The sequence below is a fragment of the Streptomyces sp. genome, assembly GCF_036566765.1.
Taxonomy (GTDB): domain Bacteria; phylum Actinomycetota; class Actinomycetes; order Streptomycetales; family Streptomycetaceae; genus Streptomyces.
The window spans coordinates 11,864-28,822 of the sequence record NZ_DATCVQ010000240.1; the positions used below are offsets into that span (position 1 = coordinate 11,864).

Annotated in this window: 13 protein-coding genes; 5 read left to right on the forward strand and 8 right to left on the reverse strand. The window is 72.3% G+C overall.

The features are described from left to right. Positions 1 to 41: 41 nt before the first annotated feature. The 4 genes from VIU94_RS13605 to VIU94_RS13620 form a co-directional block, all read right to left on the reverse strand. Positions 42 to 554, reverse strand: a complete 513-nt coding sequence (locus VIU94_RS13605) for a hypothetical protein (protein WP_331911101.1) — start codon at positions 552 to 554, stop codon at positions 42 to 44. Beyond that, positions 551 to 1,990, reverse strand: coding sequence for a WGR domain-containing protein (locus tag VIU94_RS13610; protein WP_331911103.1), 1,440 nt, complete (start codon positions 1,988 to 1,990; stop codon positions 551 to 553). Before VIU94_RS13610 ends, VIU94_RS13605 begins: the two co-directional genes overlap by 4 nt. 96 nt (positions 1,991 to 2,086) lie before the next feature. Next, positions 2,087 to 3,637: a glycoside hydrolase family 71 protein gene (locus VIU94_RS13615; RefSeq protein ID WP_331911105.1), complete on the reverse strand. Its 1,551-nt coding sequence runs from the start codon at positions 3,635 to 3,637 to the stop codon at positions 2,087 to 2,089. A 71-nt stretch (positions 3,638 to 3,708) separates the two neighbouring features. Beyond that, positions 3,709 to 4,764 carry an LCP family protein gene (locus VIU94_RS13620; RefSeq protein WP_331911107.1) on the reverse strand — a complete coding sequence of 352 codons (1,056 nt, stop codon included), beginning with the start codon at positions 4,762 to 4,764 and terminating at the stop codon, positions 3,709 to 3,711. 249 nt (positions 4,765 to 5,013) lie between these two features. Between VIU94_RS13620 and VIU94_RS13625 the strand changes: the two genes are divergently transcribed. Beyond that, positions 5,014 to 6,492 carry a sugar transferase gene (locus VIU94_RS13625; RefSeq protein WP_331911109.1) on the forward strand — a complete coding sequence of 493 codons (1,479 nt, stop codon included), beginning with the start codon at positions 5,014 to 5,016 and terminating at the stop codon, positions 6,490 to 6,492. Between the two features lie 18 nt (positions 6,493 to 6,510). Here VIU94_RS13625 and VIU94_RS13630 read toward each other — a convergent pair whose 3' ends face one another. Further along, entirely contained in the window at positions 6,511 to 7,479 is a 969-nt protein-coding gene (locus VIU94_RS13630) for a GDP-L-fucose synthase family protein (protein ID WP_331911111.1), read from the reverse strand. A 113-nt stretch (positions 7,480 to 7,592) separates the two neighbouring features. Here VIU94_RS13630 and gmd point away from each other — a divergent pair, with 113 nt between their 5' ends. From gmd to VIU94_RS13645, 3 genes are all read left to right on the forward strand, one after another. After that, positions 7,593 to 8,606, forward strand: a complete 1,014-nt coding sequence (gmd, locus tag VIU94_RS13635; RefSeq protein WP_331911113.1) for a GDP-mannose 4,6-dehydratase — start codon at positions 7,593 to 7,595, stop codon at positions 8,604 to 8,606. Positions 8,607 to 8,767: 161 nt separating this feature from the next. Then, on the forward strand, positions 8,768 to 11,500 hold the full coding sequence (locus VIU94_RS13640; protein WP_331911115.1) for a LamG-like jellyroll fold domain-containing protein: 2,733 nt from the start codon (positions 8,768 to 8,770) through the stop codon (positions 11,498 to 11,500). 86 nt (positions 11,501 to 11,586) lie between these two features. Then, positions 11,587 to 12,270 (forward strand): hypothetical protein, encoded by a 684-nt coding sequence (locus VIU94_RS13645; protein WP_331911117.1) that lies wholly within the window; start codon positions 11,587 to 11,589, stop codon positions 12,268 to 12,270. On the opposite strand, the gene VIU94_RS13650 is transcribed toward VIU94_RS13645, so the two are convergent. Both VIU94_RS13650 and VIU94_RS13655 read right to left on the reverse strand, forming a co-directional pair. Then, a complete protein-coding gene (locus VIU94_RS13650; RefSeq protein ID WP_331911125.1) occupies positions 12,249 to 13,379 on the reverse strand; it encodes a glycosyltransferase in 1,131 nt (376 codons plus the stop codon). The genes VIU94_RS13645 and VIU94_RS13650 overlap by 22 nt on opposite strands. A 14-nt stretch (positions 13,380 to 13,393) precedes the next feature. Further along, positions 13,394 to 13,930: a WcaF family extracellular polysaccharide biosynthesis acetyltransferase gene (locus tag VIU94_RS13655; RefSeq protein WP_331911119.1), complete on the reverse strand. Its 537-nt coding sequence runs from the start codon at positions 13,928 to 13,930 to the stop codon at positions 13,394 to 13,396. A gap of 140 nt (positions 13,931 to 14,070) precedes the next feature. Here VIU94_RS13655 and VIU94_RS13660 point away from each other — a divergent pair, with 140 nt between their 5' ends. Next, a complete protein-coding gene (locus VIU94_RS13660) occupies positions 14,071 to 15,582 on the forward strand; it encodes a hypothetical protein (protein WP_331911121.1) in 1,512 nt (503 codons plus the stop codon). On the opposite strand, the gene VIU94_RS13665 is transcribed toward VIU94_RS13660, so the two are convergent. Beyond that, a complete protein-coding gene (locus VIU94_RS13665) occupies positions 15,555 to 16,796 on the reverse strand; it encodes an MATE family efflux transporter (RefSeq protein ID WP_331911123.1) in 1,242 nt (413 codons plus the stop codon). The two genes, VIU94_RS13660 and VIU94_RS13665, sit on opposite strands and share 28 nt — an antisense overlap. Positions 16,797 to 16,959: the final 163 nt, after the last annotated feature.

A 16,959-nucleotide genomic window follows, 5' to 3' on the forward strand; every position in this document is an offset into this window, starting at 1 on the left:
GTCGCCGCTGCTGCTCCATCCGTGGCACGCCTCCGTCCGCCTCACCGAACGTCCGGGCGCACCGCCTCGACCTCCAGGAAGCGTCTCTTCCGCGGGCCCCGGTACAGCAGCGCCTCCCAGCCGAGCCGGTCCAGCACCGGCACGCACGCGCCGAGCGCCGCCTCCTCCTCGTGGGCGGCCCCGCTGCCCGGCGGCCCGACCCACTCCACGACGACGGCCTCGGGCCGGTCGGCGGCACTCACCCGGTAGCCGGTAGCGATCCGCTCGCCCACCGCGTCCACCGCCGAGGGCGTGATCCCCGCCGCCTCCAGGGCGAGCGCGACGGCCCGAACCGGCTGGCGGCGCTCCCAATCAGCGGGCAGCGCCCGGGGGTCGGCTCCGCGTCGGTTCATCGTCCGCCGGATCTGGAGCAGCCCCTCGAAGGCCGCCCGCACCTCGCGGGAGCGCTGTTCGGCGTCCCCGCCGCCGGGGAGCGAAGCGAGATGGGGGTCCCCCCGGCCGGAGGCTGGGGGAGGGCCGTCCCCGGTGGCCGCCTCGAACGCACCGGCGGTCACTGCAGCCGCCGGATGTCGCCGCGCACCCGGTAGAAGCCGCCCGCCGCGGAGTGCAGGGCGTCCACCGCGTAGCGGGTGCCGGGCTCCCGGATGGCGCGGGGGAACTGGACGTTCCAGGAAGGCTCGTAGCCCTCGGAGACCACCCGCACCCGGACCCGTCCGCCGGACTCCTGAAAGCATTCGACGACCACCGAGCCAGCCGGCGCCGTCGCCACACTGGCCACAGCCGCCGTGGTCGTCGCCGGCTCGTACGTCGGCAGCGCCTCCGCGAGCTTGACGTCCCGGGTCTCGGGGACCGTGCCGCGCTGGGCGGCGGCGATCGCCGCCTCGCTCGCGTCCACGCAGGCCAGCGAGCCGTCGGTGGTGACGAGGTACAGCCGTTCGTCGCGGTACTGCATGGAGAGCGCCGAGCCGCCGCCGGTGCCGAGCTTCCACAGCCGGGTCCCGTCCGCGTCGAAGCAGTACACGGAGGACGCGGAGTCGGCGGCGAAGACGAAGCGGCCGCCGGGCGAGGTGGCGCAGGAGTACACCGGGCCGTCGCAGCGGTAGACCGCCTCGACCCGGCCGTCGGCCTTCGCGATCCGCTGCACCTTGCGGTGCGCGGTGCCCGCGTACACGGCGGCGTCCTCCTGCCAGCCGAACAGCACCCCGCCGTCGGTCGGGCTGTGCCACAGCTCGCCGCCGCCCTCGGGCGCGTACGCCGTCACGCCGCGCTGGTGGCCGTGGTAGACCGCCTTGTCGTCGGCGCGGACCATCCAGGCGTGCTCGCCCTCGCTGCGGCGGGCCCACTGGTGCTCGTCCTCGTGGTCGATGACGGTCAGCCGACCGGCCCGGTCGGCGACGTTCAGCACACCCTCGTGGATGTCCAGCCAGAAGATGTCCACGTCGGCGGCGATGTCGTAGGCGGCGAACGGCAGCTTCGAGGACAGGTCGTAGACCCTGCCGTCGTCGCAGCCGGCGTAGATCCAGAAGTCGTCGGCGACCAGGCACTTCACGCCGTCGGGCAGGTTGAACCGGGCCTCGACCTCGCCGGAGTGGCTGAGCGTGTACACGTCTCCGGACTGGTTGCCGACCCAGCAGCGCTCGTCGTCGACGTGGATGCCGAAGGCCGCCGAGCCGGTCCGGAACCGCCACAGCACCGGCGCGACGGCGCGGGCGGTGGAGGGCGCCGAGGCGACCACACGCCGGGTGACGGAGCGCGCGGCCCGCTGCCCCTGGACCGCGGGGGCGTACCCCTTGCGTGCCTTCTCCCCTATCTTCTTGGCCGCCGCGGCCCGCGCCTTCTCCTCGGTGGGGAAGGTCGAGATCTGCGTCTGCCCGGCCGCGCCGATCCGTCCGTAACGGACCGACACCGTGGTGCCGTCGACCGTCACTTCGTAGAACTTGTGCGCGCTGCCGTCGTCCTGCGACAGCTCCAGATAGGTCTTCGTCGTCATGAGGAAAACGCTAGGCCCCGCCACTGACAACGCCCACCGCAACGCCCACGGCAACGCCAAGGACAGCGCCCCGACAGCGCCCCCGGCCGACGCCGGTCATCGCTGGCTGCGCCCGCTGGTGACCGCGTAGTACTGCAGGTCCTGCTTGGTGATCGGGTCCCGAACCGGGTACCGGGAGGCGACCGTCGTGGTGGTCTCCCCGTCCCGTACGACGCTCGCGCCGCTGGTCCCTGTGCGCAGCGGCAGCAGCCGCGCGGAGACCCCGGCCGGGGCGGAGTGGCTCGCCCGCTCGGAGCCCGTCGCGGTCCGCACGGTGGCCGGGCCGGTCAGGAAGCTGAGCACCTCGACCGTGTCCCGGGGCGCCGCCGAGCCGTCGCGGGGCGCTATCAGCAGGCTCTGCGCGCCGGCCGGGGGGCGTGCGGCGGCGAACTGGACCCGGGAGGTGAGGTAGAGCGTGTCCCGCTCGATCCGCGGCCAAGCGCCGATCTTGAAGCGGGTCAGGTAGTACGAGGTGAGGTCGAGGAAGGCGTAGCCGTTGTGCAAGGACGGCGCGAAGTGGGTGCCCTCGGAGTAGTCGTTCCAGGTGGTGAGCTGCACCCAGTCGGCACGGTTGTCGATGGCCTCGCCCCAACTGGCCCGCAGAGTCTCGGTGTTGCCCGCCTCGTCGTACACCCCTTGGTTGGGCCGGGCGTCCTGGACGGAGACCGGCTGCATCCAGATCTTGCCGAGCCGGTGCGCCTTCCGCGTGGCGGACGCGGCTCCGGACTGGGTGCTGTAACTGCGGCTGCCCCATTCGGAGAAGCCGTGGCTGATCGGCGCGAACCGGTCGGCGTTCGCGTCGAGGTCGAGGAAGACCGGGACGAGGGCGGTACGGATGCCGTGCTCGCGCTCCAGCGCCATCGTCGTGCGCTGCCACCAATCGGGGCTCTGTGCCTCGGCCTTGAACGGGGAGACCACCAGGCGCCCGTCGGACAGACGATGCGCCGAGCGGTGGCGAGCCAGCCCGGCGAGCGCGTCGGCGAGGGCTTCGGGCGTGGTGTGCAGGGACGTCATGTCGGGCATCAGGACGATGCGGAAGCCGGGGTCCTCGGCGTCGGCGGCCCGCATCAGGTTCTCGACGCGTTCCCGGTTGCGGCCGGTCAGGGACAGGATGTCGAGGGTGAAGCCGTCGAGCCCGGCGTCGCGCGCGGTGCGGATCTCCTGGCGCAGATGGGCGAGTTCCCAGTCGCCGTCCTCGCGCGGGGCGGGCAGCGGCCGGTCGCGCAGCAGTCCGCCGTACGCGCGGTGCTTGCCCTTCTCGCCCTGCGGGGTCAGGTAGTTGCGGGCGTAGTAGTCCTGCTGCGGCGGCTCGTTGTCGAGGGAGAGCGGGTAGGGCGTGAAGTAATGGGCGAACACCGGTTTCCCGGAGTCGCGCAGGGTCCGGGTGTCGGGCAGGTCGAACGGCAGGGCGGTGCTGTACTGCGCGGGCCGCTCGGCGGCGGGGCGTTCGTCCCGGTCGGCGGTGCGCACGACGTCGGCCATGCCGCTGCCGGCCCAGGCGCCGAGCGCCAGGACGCCGAGCAGGAGGCCGGGAAGCAGACGACGGCGCCGGGGCGACCGATGGGAGGCGCGTCGCCCCCTGAGAGAGGTCGCGTGGGTGTCCGTCATGGCGGTAGTACAACCGATGGACGGCGGCGGAACAACAACCGTCCGCGGTGCGCCGGATGACCGGCGCGGCACTACCGCGTACCGCTTCCGAGCCGGTCGACGCGGTGACCGGCGACGTAGTCGTCCATGGTGTCGTTCCGCATGGCGGCCCAGAGTTCGGCCGACTTCTTCTTGTCGACGAGGACCACCGACTGGCCCTTGATCATGTCCGTGCCGGCGACCGGCGCGTTCATGAACACCATCCGGCCGGGCCGCACATCGCGGTTGCTCCACATCAGGTCACGCAGGTCGGAGTCGCTCAGCCGGTCGTCGACGCTGACGCTCGCGGTGAGGTCGTCGAGCACGTCGGAGGCCTTGAGCGGGTTGGTGAGGTTGCGCGGGGTCATGACCTTGGCGAGAACGGCGCGCAGGAAGTTCTGCTGACGGTGCGTCCGGTCGAAGTCGCCGCGGGCGAGGTGCTTTCGCTCGCGCACGTATCGCAGCCCCTGCTCGCCGTTCATGTGGCGGACCTCGCCGTCGACCGTCAGGTCGACGCCGCCGACCGCGTCGGTGAGCTTCTTGAAGCCCTCCCAGTCGATGACGGCGAGATGGTCGACGCGCACGTCGGTGAGGCGCTGCACGGTGTCGATGAGCAGCGGCGGACCGCCCCAGGAGAAGGCGGCGTTGAGCTTGGCGTCGCCGTGTCCCGGGACGGGGACCCAGGAGTCGCGGGGCAGGGAGACGACGTAGGCGTTGGAGTGGTCCGCCGGCAGGTGGATCAGCATCATCGTGTCGCTGCGCTGGGCCCCGTACTTCCAGGACGGGGCCTTGGCGTCGCGTCCCGTGGTCGGCAGGTCGGAGCGGCTGTCGACGCCGACCAGCAGGAAGGTCTGGCCGCCCTTGCCCGGCGCCGGCTGCTCCGCGGAGGGCACCTGCGTCGGGAACGCGCCCGGGATGCGCTCGACCTTGCCGGTGTAGTGGTCGACGGCCCACCAGCCGGCCCCGCCGGCCATCAGGATGCCGACGCCCAACAGCGCGCACGCGCCGAGGAGCACCCTCCCCGGCCGGACCCGGCGCCGCTTCCGCCGCGTGGCGTCCGCCACATCCGGCGCGTCCGCCCTGGTGTCCGCCGCTTCCCCCTGATGCACTCGAGGCCCCTCCCACCGTGCCGGTTCAGGCGCGAAAAGTGTGAACATGACAGAAGTACCACGTGACGGGAGAGGCTGACGCGGGCCCTGGTGTCATGAGATGAACACACCATCACCCTGTCACGTCTTTCATGCGAACAGCAGACGAGGTACGTGTGTTTGTCGTACTCTTCCGCGATGCGACGCTTGTTCATCGATCCGGGGGTCGATGAACGGGGCAGCGAAAGTCGACACGTGCCGGGGGGGTACATGTGGCATTCCCGCACAGCTGAGACCACAGCTGAGGGAAGAACCGGATCGCGGACGCGGCCCGTCCATCCGCATCTGCGGGCCAAGGCGCACTGGTATCTGCCGTTCGCGCTGACGGTGGACGTGGCGGGCGTCGCCCTGCCCACCACGCTCGTGTTCCATCTCAACCGCCAGCCGTACGCGGCCGTTTGCGCGGCCGTGGCCGCAGCCGCCTGGTTGTCGGTACGTCTCGTACGGCACCGATACGCGGCCCGCTCGCTCGGCGAGTCCCGCGGCAGCCTCCCAGTGCTGCGCGACTGGCTGATCCTGATCGGCGTGTTGGCCGTGCTGCGGGCCGCCGCCGACCTGCACCACCCGCCGCTGCTCTGCCTGGCCGCGCTGCTGCCGTCACCCGTACTCACCCTGATCTGCCGCAAGTTGACGTGGCATCACCTGACGGCGGCGCGTCGCGAGGCGCAGGTCGTCACCCGCGTCCTGGTACTCGGCGAGCCGGCCGCCGCGGGGGATGTCGCCGAGCATCTGTCCGGCCGCACGGACCATCCGTACGTCGTCGTCGGCGTCGTCGCGATCGGCGAGGGCCCGGTCCGCACCGGGGCGCCGGTCGCCGCCCGGCTCGCGGTGTCCGCCCCGACGCAGGTCGACGGGGACGCCTGCGACGTCCTCGAGGCCGCCCGAAGGCTGCACGCGGACGTGGTGCTGGTCGCGCCCGGTGCCCGTATGACGGGGCCGCGGCTGCGCCGGCTTGCCTGGGGACTGCACGACTCCGGGACCGAACTCGCTCTTGCCCCGGGCCTGGTGGAGTGCGCGGTGAAGCGCATCGAGACCGTGTCGGCGGCGGGGATGGCGCTGCTGCGGGTCGTGCCGCCGGTCCGCAACGGGGTGCAGCAGGTCCTCAAGTCGGTGACCGACCGGGTGGGCGCGGCGCTGGGGCTGCTGGTCCTGTCGCCGCTGTTCCTCGGGATCGGCGCGGCGGTGCGGCTCACCTCGCCGGGTCCGGTCTTCTACCGGCAGGTGCGGATCGGCCAGGGCCGTGAGCCGTTCATGATGTGGAAGTTCCGCACGATGTTCCTCGACGCGGACGCCCGCAAGGAGGAGCTGACGCAGTCCAACGAGCACGACGGACTGATGTTCAAGATGCGCCGCGACCCCCGCGTCACGCGCGTCGGCCGGCTCCTTCGGCGCACCTCGATGGACGAACTCCCGCAGCTGATCAACGTGTTGTGCGGGACAATGTCGCTGGTCGGGCCGCGCCCGCCGCTGCCCGACGAGGTCGCCCGGTACGACGACGTGGAGCTGCGCAGGCTCTCCGTACGGCCGGGCATGACCGGACTGTGGCAGATCAGCGGCCGCTCGGACCTGTCCTGGGACGAGACGGTCGAGCTGGACCTGCACTATGTCGACAACTGGTCGTTCACCAGCGACGTCGACGTCATGGCCCGTACGTTCCGCGCCGTCGTCGACGGTCGCGGAGCGTACTGACGGGCCGCCCGGATGACGTCAGTTCTGTTCCCGCCACCAGGCGTAGGTGGATGCGATCCCGTCCCGCAGCGCGATCCCCGGCTTCCAGCCGAGGGAGGCCAGCCGGGTCACGTCGAGCAGCTTGCGCGGGGTCCCGTCCGGCTTGCTCGTGTCCCAGGCCAGCCGGCCCTGGAAGCCGGTCACCTCCGCGACGGTCTCGGCGAGTTCACGGATCGTCAGGTCCTCGCCGCAGCCGATGTTGACCGGCTCGTCCCCGTCGTAGGAGCGCAGCAGCACGGCGCAGGCCGCGGCCAGGTCGTCGACGTGCAGGAACTCCCGGCGCGGGGTGCCGGAGCCCCAGAGCGCGAGCTCGTCGAGTCCGGCCTCGCGGGCCTCGTGGAAGCGCCGGATCAGCGCCGGCAGGACATGCGAGGTCTCCAGGTCGAAGTTGTCGCCGGGGCCGTAGAGGTTGGTCGGCATCGCGGAGATGTACGCCGCGCCGTACTGCTTCCGGTACGACTGGACCTGCACGATGCCGGCGATCTTCGCGAGCGCGTAGGCCTCGTTCGTCGGCTCCAGGGGGCCGGTGAGCAGCGCGTCCTCGCTGATCGGCTGGGGCGCGAGCTTGGGGTAGATACAGGACGAGCCCAGGAACAGCAGCCTGCCGACCCCGGCCGCGTGCGCACCCGCGATCACGCTGAGCTGGATCTGGAGGTTCTCCTCCAGGAACTGCACGGGGTAGGTGCTGTTGGCCATGATGCCGCCGACCTTCGCGGCGGCCAGCACCACCGCGTCCGGCCGCGTCTCGCGCAGGTAGTCGGCGGTGCGCGCGGCGTCGCGCAGGTCGAGTTCGGCGCGGGTGCGGCTGAGCACCTCGTGTCCGTCCGCGGTGAGCCTCCGGGCGACCGCGGAGCCCACCAGACCGCGGTGGCCCGCGACGAAGATGCGGGCCCGCTCGGGCAGGTACGACGTCGATGCGCTCGTCGAATCAGTCATGGCCCGGATCATGCCAGGCCAAGGGGGACCGCAGCGCACCAGATCCGGATTTTCTTCCAGGATCACACTAAATCCGCAGGATTCGGACCGGCTGGGGGCCGGTCCGTTCGGGAGGGGCACCACGCATGAGCAAGACCGCACTCATCACCGGCGTCACCGGGCAGGACGGTTCCTACCTGGCCGAGCTGCTGCTGTCCAAGGGCTACACGGTGCACGGCCTCGTCCGCCGTTCGTCCAGCTTCAACACGGAGCGGATCGACCACATCTACCAGGACCCACAGCAGGCGAACCGTTCCTTCGTGCTGCACCACGCGGACCTGTCGGACGGGGTGGCGCTGGTGAACCTGCTGCGAGAGATACGCCCCGACGAGGTGTACAACCTCGGCGCGCAGTCCCATGTGCGGGTCTCCTTCGACGCGCCGCTGTACACCGGCGACGTGACGGGCCTGGGCGCGCTGCGGCTCCTGGAGGCGATCCGGGCCAGCGGCATCGACACCCGGATCTACCAGGCGTCCTCCTCCGAGATGTTCGGAGCCACTCCCCCGCCGCAGAACGAGCAGACCCCGTTCCACCCGCGCAGCCCGTACGGCGCAGCCAAGGTCTTCGGCTACTGGACCACGGTCAACTACCGCGAGGCGTACGGGATGTTCGCGGTCAACGGCATCCTGTTCAACCACGAGTCGCCGCGCCGCGGCGAGACCTTCGTGACCCGCAAGATCACCCGCGCGGTGGCCCGGATCGCGTCCGGCCTCCAGGACAGGCTGTACCTGGGCAACCTCGACGCGGTACGGGACTGGGGGTACGCCCCCGAGTACGTCGACGCGATGTGGCGGATGCTCCAGCAGGACGAGCCGACCGACTACGTGGTGGCGACCGGAGTCCCGGCGACCGTGAAGCGGTTCGTCGAGACGGCCTTCGCGCATGCCGGCCTGGACTGGGCCGAGTACGTCCGCTACGACCCCAAGTACGAGCGCCCCAGCGAGGTCGACGCGCTGATCGGCGACGCGTCGAAGGCCCAGGACCTGCTGGGCTGGAAGCCCTGCGTGCAGGTGGAGGAGCTGGCCCGGATCATGGTCGACGCGGACATCCGCCAGGTGGAGGACCAGCTGGCCGGCGCCACGGTGCGCATCGACCGCTGAACCGGGGGACACCCGCGAACCTGCGCACCGGCGCACGCATGGTCCGGAATTGGTCAAGTGGCCTTATCCGACCGCCATTTCGTCGTACAGTGCGCATTCACCACATGGCACGTGCACCACTTCACGCCACACTTGACTGGGCTAAATCGCCTGGGGGGAACATGCGTAGATCCTGGGGGCTGTCCGCTGCCCTCGTCCTGACCGTCGCGGCCGGAGCAGGGGGCTCCCTCGCCCCGACGGCCGCGGCGCTGACGCCGCCGGTGGCCTTCACCGCGGACGATCTGCCGACCTGGCAGACCAACGGCATCGTCTGGGCGATGGCCGAGGCGAACGACACCGTCTTCGTGGGCGGCACCTTCTCCGAGGTGCGGCCGCCCGAGGGCGCGAGCGGCACTCCGCGGAGCGCCGTCAACTTCGCCGCCCTGAACGCGGCGACGGGTGCGCCCGACGGCTGCACCCTGTCCTTCACCGTCGGCAGCGGCACCGCGACGGTGCGGACCCTGGTGGTCTCGCCGGACAAGAAGACGCTGTACGCGGGCGGTTACTTCGGCGCGGTCAACGGCACGCCGGTCAGCAGCCTCGCCGCGATCGACATCGCCACCTGCACGCCTAAGGCGTCCTTCACGCCGTCCTTCCCGGCCACCGTCCGCGCGCTCGCCGTCACCGACACCACGATCTACGCGGCAGGCGACTTCGGCACCGTCGAGGGCCAGACCCGCCAGCGTTTCGCGGCCGTCAGCACCGCCGGCGCGCTGCTGCCGTTCACCGCGAACGCGGACGAGCCGGGCCGCGCGATCGAGATCACCCCGGACGGGCAGCACGTGCTGCTCGGCGGCGACTTCTTCAGTGTCAACGGGGCCAACTCGCACGCGCTGGCGGTGGTCAACGCCACCACCGGCGCGGTGACGAAGGCGTACCCGAGCGGCTGGATTCCGACCAACTCCGTGGTCAAGGACATCGACACGGACGCGACCGGGTTCTACACCGGCAACGAGGGCACCGGCGGCGGCGTCTTCGACGGCCGCATCGCGCTCAACCTGAGCGACTTCGAGCAGCGCTGGCGCGACACCTGCCTCGGCGCGACCCAGGCCGTGAAGTCGTACCAGGGCGTGCTGTACAGCGCCTCGCACGCGCACGACTGCTCCAGCGTCGGCGAGTTCCCGGACGGGCGCCGCTACCACCTGCTGGCGCAGCCGACCACGTCCACCGGCAAGCTGGGCTGGTTCCCGGACACCAACGACGGCGGTTCCCCGCCCGACATCGAGGGCATCGGCCCGCGCGTCCTCACCGTCTCGGGCACCGGCACCACCAAGTACCTCTGGGTGGGAGGTGAGTTCACCACCGTCAACGGCGCCGCGGCACAGGGCCTGACCCGCTTCGCCACCGGCCCCGACACCGGCGCGCCGACCGTCCCGGTCGCCAGCGCCTCGGCGGTCACCCCGGACGCGGTGCAGGTCCGCTGGCGCTCCAGCCTGGACCTGGACGACAGCAAGCTGACGTACAAGGTCTACCGCAACGGCTCGACGACCCCATTGCACACCGTGGACGGCGACTCGCTGTACTGGTCGCGGCCCCAGGTGTCCTTCAAGGACACGAATGTGACGCCGGGTCAGACCTACAGCTACCGGGTCACGGCCAGTGACGCGGACGGCAACACCAGCGCGCTCTCCGCGACCGCGACGGTGACCGTGCCCAGCTCCCCGGAGCCGTACGCCTCCCAGGTGGTCGCCGACGGCGCGAAGCTCTACTGGCGCTTCGACGAGTCCACCACGCCGTACGCGGCGGACTCCTCCAACGGGAACAACAGCGGTCTGTACGTCAACGCCCCGACGCTGCGGCAGACTCCGGCCGCCGTCACCGGCCCGTCCACCGCGATCGCGCTCAACGGCACCGACGAGCAGATCTACAGCGACAAGCTGCAGAACGTGACCGGGGCGTTCACGGTCGAGACGTGGTTCAAGACGACCACGACCCGCGGCGGCAAGCTCATCGGGTTCGGCAACAAGACCACCCGCAACAGCGGCAGTTACGACAAGCACCTCTACATGACCAACACCGGAAACCTGGTGTTCGGCGTGTACTCCGGCGGCGCCAAAACCCTCACCACGCTCGGCTCGTACAACAACGGCGCCTGGCACCACGTGGTCGGCACCCAGGGTCCGGCCGGCATGACGCTGTACGTGGACGGCCAGAAGATCTCGTCCAACACCGTCACCGGCAACCAGCAGTACGACGGCTACTGGCACGTGGGCGCGGACAACCTGACCAGCTGGCCGCTGCGTCCGTCGAGCACCTTCTTCGCGGGACAGATCGACGAGGCCGCGGTCTACCCGTCGGCGCTCACCGCGACCCAGGTCGCCAAGCACTACAGCCTGGCCAAGGCGCCGACAGACACGGTCTCCGTGGTGACCGCGACGGACGACACGTACGCCAACGCGGGCGCGCCGTCCACCAACTACGCCACGTCCAGCTCGCTGGCCGTGCGCGGCACCTCCGCGTACGAGTCCTACCTGCGCTTCACGCTCCCGTCGGCCCCGGCCGGCACGGTGCTGAAGAGCGCCCGGCTCGCGGTGAAGACCTCCACGACGACCGGCGCGGGCTCGGCGGACAGCCAGTCGATCGTGCCGGTGACCGGTGCGTGGACGGACACGGCGCTGACGTACAACAACCGTCCCGCGCTGGGGACGGGGACGCTGGGCACGCTGACCGGCGCGACGGACGGCTCCGCCGTCTACTCCGCCGCGCTGAGCACCTCGGCGTTGTCCGCGGCGCTGGGCGGCTCGTACAGCATGGCGCTGACCAGCACCGGCACCGACCCGCTGTGGCTCTGGTCGTCCGAGGCCTCGGCCGCGGAGGGCACCCCGCAGCTGGTGCTGACCTTCGGCGCCCCGTAACCCGGGCGCCGTACTGAGCACGACCTGACAGGATGCGGGGCCCGGCCTGCCGGGCCCCGCATTCCACGTATCACGGGAGTTCCTCCATGCATCGTCCACTCCACCGCCGGCCGGCGGCCGCCGCGGCCCTGCTGGCCGCGCTTCTGACGGTGTCCGCCTGCTCGTCCGACGGCGGCGACAAGACGGACGCGGCCCCCCGGGCCACGAACGGCCCGGTCGTCCCCGACCGGCAGATCGAGACGGAGCCCACCGGGCCCGCCCGGTCCCCCTCCGCCCTGCCGAAGGACCAGGTGCTGCCGGACGCGAAGATCACCCCGGTCACCGGCTCCTTCACCGAGCGGCAGAGGGCCTACCTGAGCGGACGGGTGCCGAAGACGATGGACCCCGCGGCGGTGCTCCAGACCGGCGAGGAGTCCTGCCAGCGGATCGCCCGCACCGCCAAGCGCGACAAGGACGCCGCGATCGGCGCGATCGTCGCCGGCGACGTCCCGGACGCCCGGGGCGCGATCCAGCATCTGTGCCCGGAGCAGAAGCCGCTGCTCACGGCCGCCGACACGGGCTTCCCCGAAGGCACGGTCACGCGGCCGAAGCCGGGCACGTACCGCGCGCTCACCACCGACCCGGCGTGTACCTGGCGGGCCCTGGGCAGCAACGGCAAGGTCCTCGCCTCGGGCCCGTCGACCGGCGCCGACGGGCCCGTGAAGGCCAAGGTCCCGTCGGGCGCCCGCGAGTTCGTCTCGACGAGCTGCTACGCCTGGCTTCCGGCGTAGCGCACGGCCGTCCCGTACACGTCGAGCAGCGTGTCGAGGACGGCGTCCATCGAGAACGCCTCCGTGGCCAGCTTCCGGGCCGCCGCGGAGGCGCTTTCGTGCGCGGCCGGGTCCAGCAGGTCGAGGACGGCCGGGGCGAGCCCGGCGGCGCTCTCCACGACGCGGCCCGCACCCGCCCCGGAGATGTCCCGGGCGAGGCCGTTCGACGTCGTCACCACGGCGGGCGTGCCGACCGACAGGGACTCCAGGACGGACATCGGGAACGGCTCGTCCACCGACGGCAGCACGTAGACGTGCGCCCGGCGCAGCTCGTCGAGCATCCGCTCGGCCGACAGCGGGCCCGGGCGGCTCACCCGGTCCTCCAGGCCCAGCTCGGCGATCAGCGCGTCGACGCCCGCCCGCTCCCCCTCGTCGGGGCCCGCGAGCACGAACTGAGCGTCCGGGTGGCGGCGCAGGATCTCCGGCACCGCCGCCACGAAGTCCCGCGGGCGCTTGCGGGCCTGGAGCCGGGCCGCGTACAGGATCCTGGGCGGGCCGGTGGGTGCGGGGCTCGGCTCCTGCGCCGGGACGCCGTTGACCAGGCGTACCGACTGCTCCAGGACGCCGCCCACGACCGCGTCGAGCCCCTTGCGCTCGTGCCCGGTCAGGTACAGCACGGCCGAGGAGCGGCGCAGCACGCGTCGTACGGCGACGGCGTCGAGGACCTTGGCGAGCAGCCGGTCGCTGGGGTCGACCATGCCGTGGGTCTGCAGGATCAGCGGCCGGCCGGCCCGCAGCGCGGCCAGTGCGACCGGCAGGGTCACCAGGTCGCGGGCCAGGTGGACATGGACCACGTCGGCGTCCCGGACCAGGCCGCTCGCGCCGGCGAGCAGCGCGGGCGAGGCGATGCCGCTGAAGCCGAGCGGCAGGATGGACCGGGCCTGGTAGAGGCGGGTGCGCACGCCCTCGACGTCGGTCGGCAGCGGCCCGTCGAAGCCGTCGCCGAGGGCGACGAGCCGGGCCTGATGGCCGCGGTCGGCGAGCCCCCGGCAGAGGTTGAGGGCCACCCGGACCGGTCCGCCGAAGGCGTGCGTCGGGCTGTGCAGGGTGACGGCATGCAGAACGCGCAGCCCTCTCGCGGCGCTCATGCGGGCACCGGGATCGGCCGGCGGCCGTCGGCGGTGTGCAGGGTCAGCTCCGGCAGGTCGCGGTGGAGCGTCGTACCGGCCGCGACGACGGCGTGCTTCCCGACGGTGACCCCGGCCAGGACCGTGGCGCGGGCTGCGATCCACGCGCCGTCCTCGACGGTGATCGGGGCGTTGCGGTAGCGGAAGTCGGCGGCCCGGTGGTCGTGGCTGCCGGTGCACAGCAGCGCCTCCTGCGAGACGCAGACATGCGCGCCAAGGACGACCGGCTCCAGGTTGAGCAGCCAGGCGCCCTCGCCGATCCAGGTGTGGTCGCCGACGGTCAGCTTCCACGGCCACAGGACGCGGACCCGGTGCCGTATCAGCACCCCTTCGCCGATCGTCGCGCCGAACGCCCGCAGCAGCGCCACGCGTACCCGGGCCGGGCAGAACCACGCCATGAACAGCGTGTTCATCACCGCGAACCAGAGCGCCTGGACCAGTTTGGAGCGGCCCTTGTCATAGCCGGCCAAGGTGAAGGCCGGGAGATTCCGCATGAGTTCACACCCCCATCGACGCCTCCCCTGGCGCCGAGACGTTCAGACTAACGGTTGACGCAAGGTGACAGGGCGGCGTCGGTAGACTGCGCCGGGGCGACGTCTCCGGGGCGGGACGGCACGGGAGTTCGGGGGGCGCCATGGCGACGGACGTGCGCGGTACGGCCAGGTCCGGTGCGCCCGGCGGGGGTACGACTCCGGCGCCGCCGATGCTGCTCGCGCCGCCGGTCAGGCCGCGCACGCTGCTCTCCCGCGCCCTGTCGATCCCCCTGGTCCTCGGCCTGACGGTGTTCCTGCCGCTGCTGGTGGCGGTCCAGCCGGGCGCGGGCGTCCACGACGCCGCGTACTACGTGCAGATCGCGCTGACGATGTACGCCGGGGCCCGTCTTTCGGCGATGATCCTGACCAGCCGACGCAAGCTGCTCCAGGGCTCGTTCTGGCTGTTCGTCTACATGGCGATGGGCGTGGCACCGCTCGCCCAGGCCGTCCTGGGCCGCGTGCCGACGCCGGTGGTCGGACCGCGCTCGGACCTGACGGCGGCGGTGGCGCTGGTCCTCGTCGGCTGCGCGGCCTTCGACGTCGGGGCGCTCCTGGCGCGCGGCCGGCCGGGCGGCTCCGCGCGGGCGGAGACGCGGCCGGCGCTGGTGCACCGGCGGCGGCTCTATCTGCTGGTGCTGCTGGCCTTCGCGTGCAGCGGGCTGTTCATCGTGAAGCTGGGCGGCCCCGCAGTGTTCTTCTCCAGCCGCCAGGAGATCATCGCCGGCATCGAGGAGGCGGGCGTCTCGCAGGCCGACTCGCAGGCCGGGCAGGCCTTCCTGCGCGGATTCGGCACGGTCCCGGCGCTGTTCGCGCTGCTTGTGTACTCCCGCTGGCTGGTCACCTCGCGGCGGGCCCGGCGGCGGCCGACCGTGATCGCGGTGTTCCTCGCGCTGCTGGCGCTGAACGGCGTGGTCAACAACCCCATATCGAACCCGCGTTACTGGTTCCTCACGGTGATGTTCGCGCTGCTGTTCACGGCGTTCCCGGTCAGCGCGGCGATGTACCGCTCGGCGCTGAGTCTCGGCGTGGTGATGGCGCTCATCGTGTTCCCGTTCTCGGACCGCTTCCGGTACGACGAGAAGAACTACAAGCCGGTCGAGACGACGTCGGTCCTGGAACCGCTTGCGATGAAGGACTACGACCAGATCGGCATGTTCGCCAACACCATCACGTTCGTCGAATCGGGGGCGCGGCACCGGTACGGCCGCCAGCTCGCCGGGTCGGTGCTGTTCGCGGTGCCCCGGTCGGTGTGGGCGGGCAAGCCGCGCGACACCGGCGTGATGGTCGGCCAGTGGATGGGCGCGGTGAACACCAACCTGTCCTCGCCGATCTGGGCCGAGCTGTGGATCGACTTCGGCGCCGTCGGGATGGCCGGCGGCATGGCGGTGATCGGGTACGCGGCGGCCCGGGTGGACGGCCGGTTCGCCCGGCGCGGCACCCGCAGGGCACCGCCGGGCAGCCTGATCTCGCTGGTCGTGCCGCTGGTCGCGGGCTACTCGTTCATCCTGCTGCGCGGGCCGCTGCTGCAGGCGTCGGGCCGGGTCGCGATCGCGCTGATCTGCGTCGCGCTGGTGACCACCTGGCGTCAGGACAAGGGCGCGCTGCTGCGCTGACCCTCCGCCGCCTCCGTCTCGGCCTCGGGGCGGGTGCGGGCGACCCGGGTCCAGGCGGCGACCGCCTTGAGCGCGGAACCGGCCGCAAGGCCCCAGGCCGCGCCGAGGACGCCGGCGAGGACGTAGCCGCCGAGCATCAGGGCCACGGACAGCAGCGAGAAGACGACCTGGACGGAGAGGGTGGCCCGCGGGCTGAGGACCCGCAGGGTGACGAGCCCGCAGGTACCGAGCGCCATCACCGCGTACTGCGCGCCGGTGGCCGGGAGCAGGGCGGACGCCGACTCCCAGGTGGCGCCGAGGAGTTCGCGGCCGATCCGGTCGGGCAGCGCGGCCAACACGGTCGCCCAGCCGAGCGCGACGAGGGCGAGCACGCCACCGAGCAGAGCGGCGGCCCGTACCGTCGCGCGGCGTGCGCCGGCCCGGCCGAGCAGCGGCGGGCCGAACGCGTTCACCGAGGTGAACAGGACGTTGAGCGGTCCGAAGACGGTGCTCGCGCCGCGCAGCGCACCGACCGCGAGCGGGGCGGCGAGCAGGCCGAGGCCGAGCACGGCGAGCTGGCTGGAGCCGCTGCCGACGGCGTACTCGACGACGAACCGTCGCCCGAGGTGGTCCCGGCCGACGTAGCGCCGCAGGTCGGCCCGGTGTCCGGCGACGAAGGGGCGAAGCAGGGCCAGGCCGAGGAGGACCGCGGGCAGCGCGGAGACGCCCCAGACGAGCACCAGCCGGGCGGCGGACGTACCGTCCGGCTGGACGAGCAGCGCGGGCAGCACACCGGCCAGCCTCACCAGGTCCGCGACGAGGGCCCGGTGGGGTTGGCGCAGCACGGAGAACGCGTACCGCAGCGCGTCCTGGACGAAGACGATCGGGAGGACGGCCCCGAGGGCGAGGAACGCCCGCCCGGTGCCGCCGCCGGCGACCGCGCCGCCGACGGCGAGCAGCAGTCCGGCCGCGAGCGAGGCGACGGCGGTGGCGGCGACGGACGAGCGGGCCGCCGCGCCGAGCGCCCCGTCCGCGCCGCGTTCCAGGACCACCGTCTGGCCCACGTAGGCCGTGTTCACGCCGAGCAGCACGGTGAACGTGATGTAGACGAGGGAGAAGGCGGCGAAGCCGTCGGCGGTGGCGGCGCGGGCCGCGATCACCAGGACGGCGATGTTGGTGAGGCTGGCCGCGGCCTGGTCGAGGACCGAGGCCGCGACCGTGACCGACCGTCTCACCGATCGCCCGCGTGCAGGTCCTCCGGGCGTACCGAGCGCAGCGCCACGGTGTCGGAGCCGTCGCCCCAGACCCGCGGGTCGGGCCCGGCGTCCGGCGCGAACTCCTCCTGCTCGGCGGGCTGCGGCCGGGCCTGCTTGCCCCGGCCCCCGCGCCGGCCCTGCT

Bases quoted from the DNA above. Each gene is read 5' to 3' on its own strand.
- VIU94_RS13610 (WP_331911103.1), bottom strand. From the start codon at position 1,990: ATGACGACGAAGACCTATCTGGAGCTGTCGCAGGACGACGGCAGCGCG.
- VIU94_RS13615 (WP_331911105.1), bottom strand. From the start codon at position 3,637: ATGACGGACACCCACGCGACCTCTCTCAGGGGGCGACGCGCCTCCCAT.
- VIU94_RS13630 (WP_331911111.1), bottom strand. From the start codon at position 7,479: ATGATCCGGGCCATGACTGATTCGACGAGCGCATCGACGTCGTACCTG.
- VIU94_RS13640 (WP_331911115.1), top strand. From the start codon at position 8,768: ATGCGTAGATCCTGGGGGCTGTCCGCTGCCCTCGTCCTGACCGTCGCG.
- VIU94_RS13625 (WP_331911109.1), top strand. From the start codon at position 5,014: ATGTGGCATTCCCGCACAGCTGAGACCACAGCTGAGGGAAGAACCGGA.
- VIU94_RS13660 (WP_331911121.1), top strand. From the start codon at position 14,071: ATGGCGACGGACGTGCGCGGTACGGCCAGGTCCGGTGCGCCCGGCGGG.
- gmd (WP_331911113.1), top strand. From the start codon at position 7,593: ATGAGCAAGACCGCACTCATCACCGGCGTCACCGGGCAGGACGGTTCC.
- VIU94_RS13655 (WP_331911119.1), bottom strand. From the start codon at position 13,930: ATGCGGAATCTCCCGGCCTTCACCTTGGCCGGCTATGACAAGGGCCGC.
- VIU94_RS13645 (WP_331911117.1), top strand. From the start codon at position 11,587: ATGCATCGTCCACTCCACCGCCGGCCGGCGGCCGCCGCGGCCCTGCTG.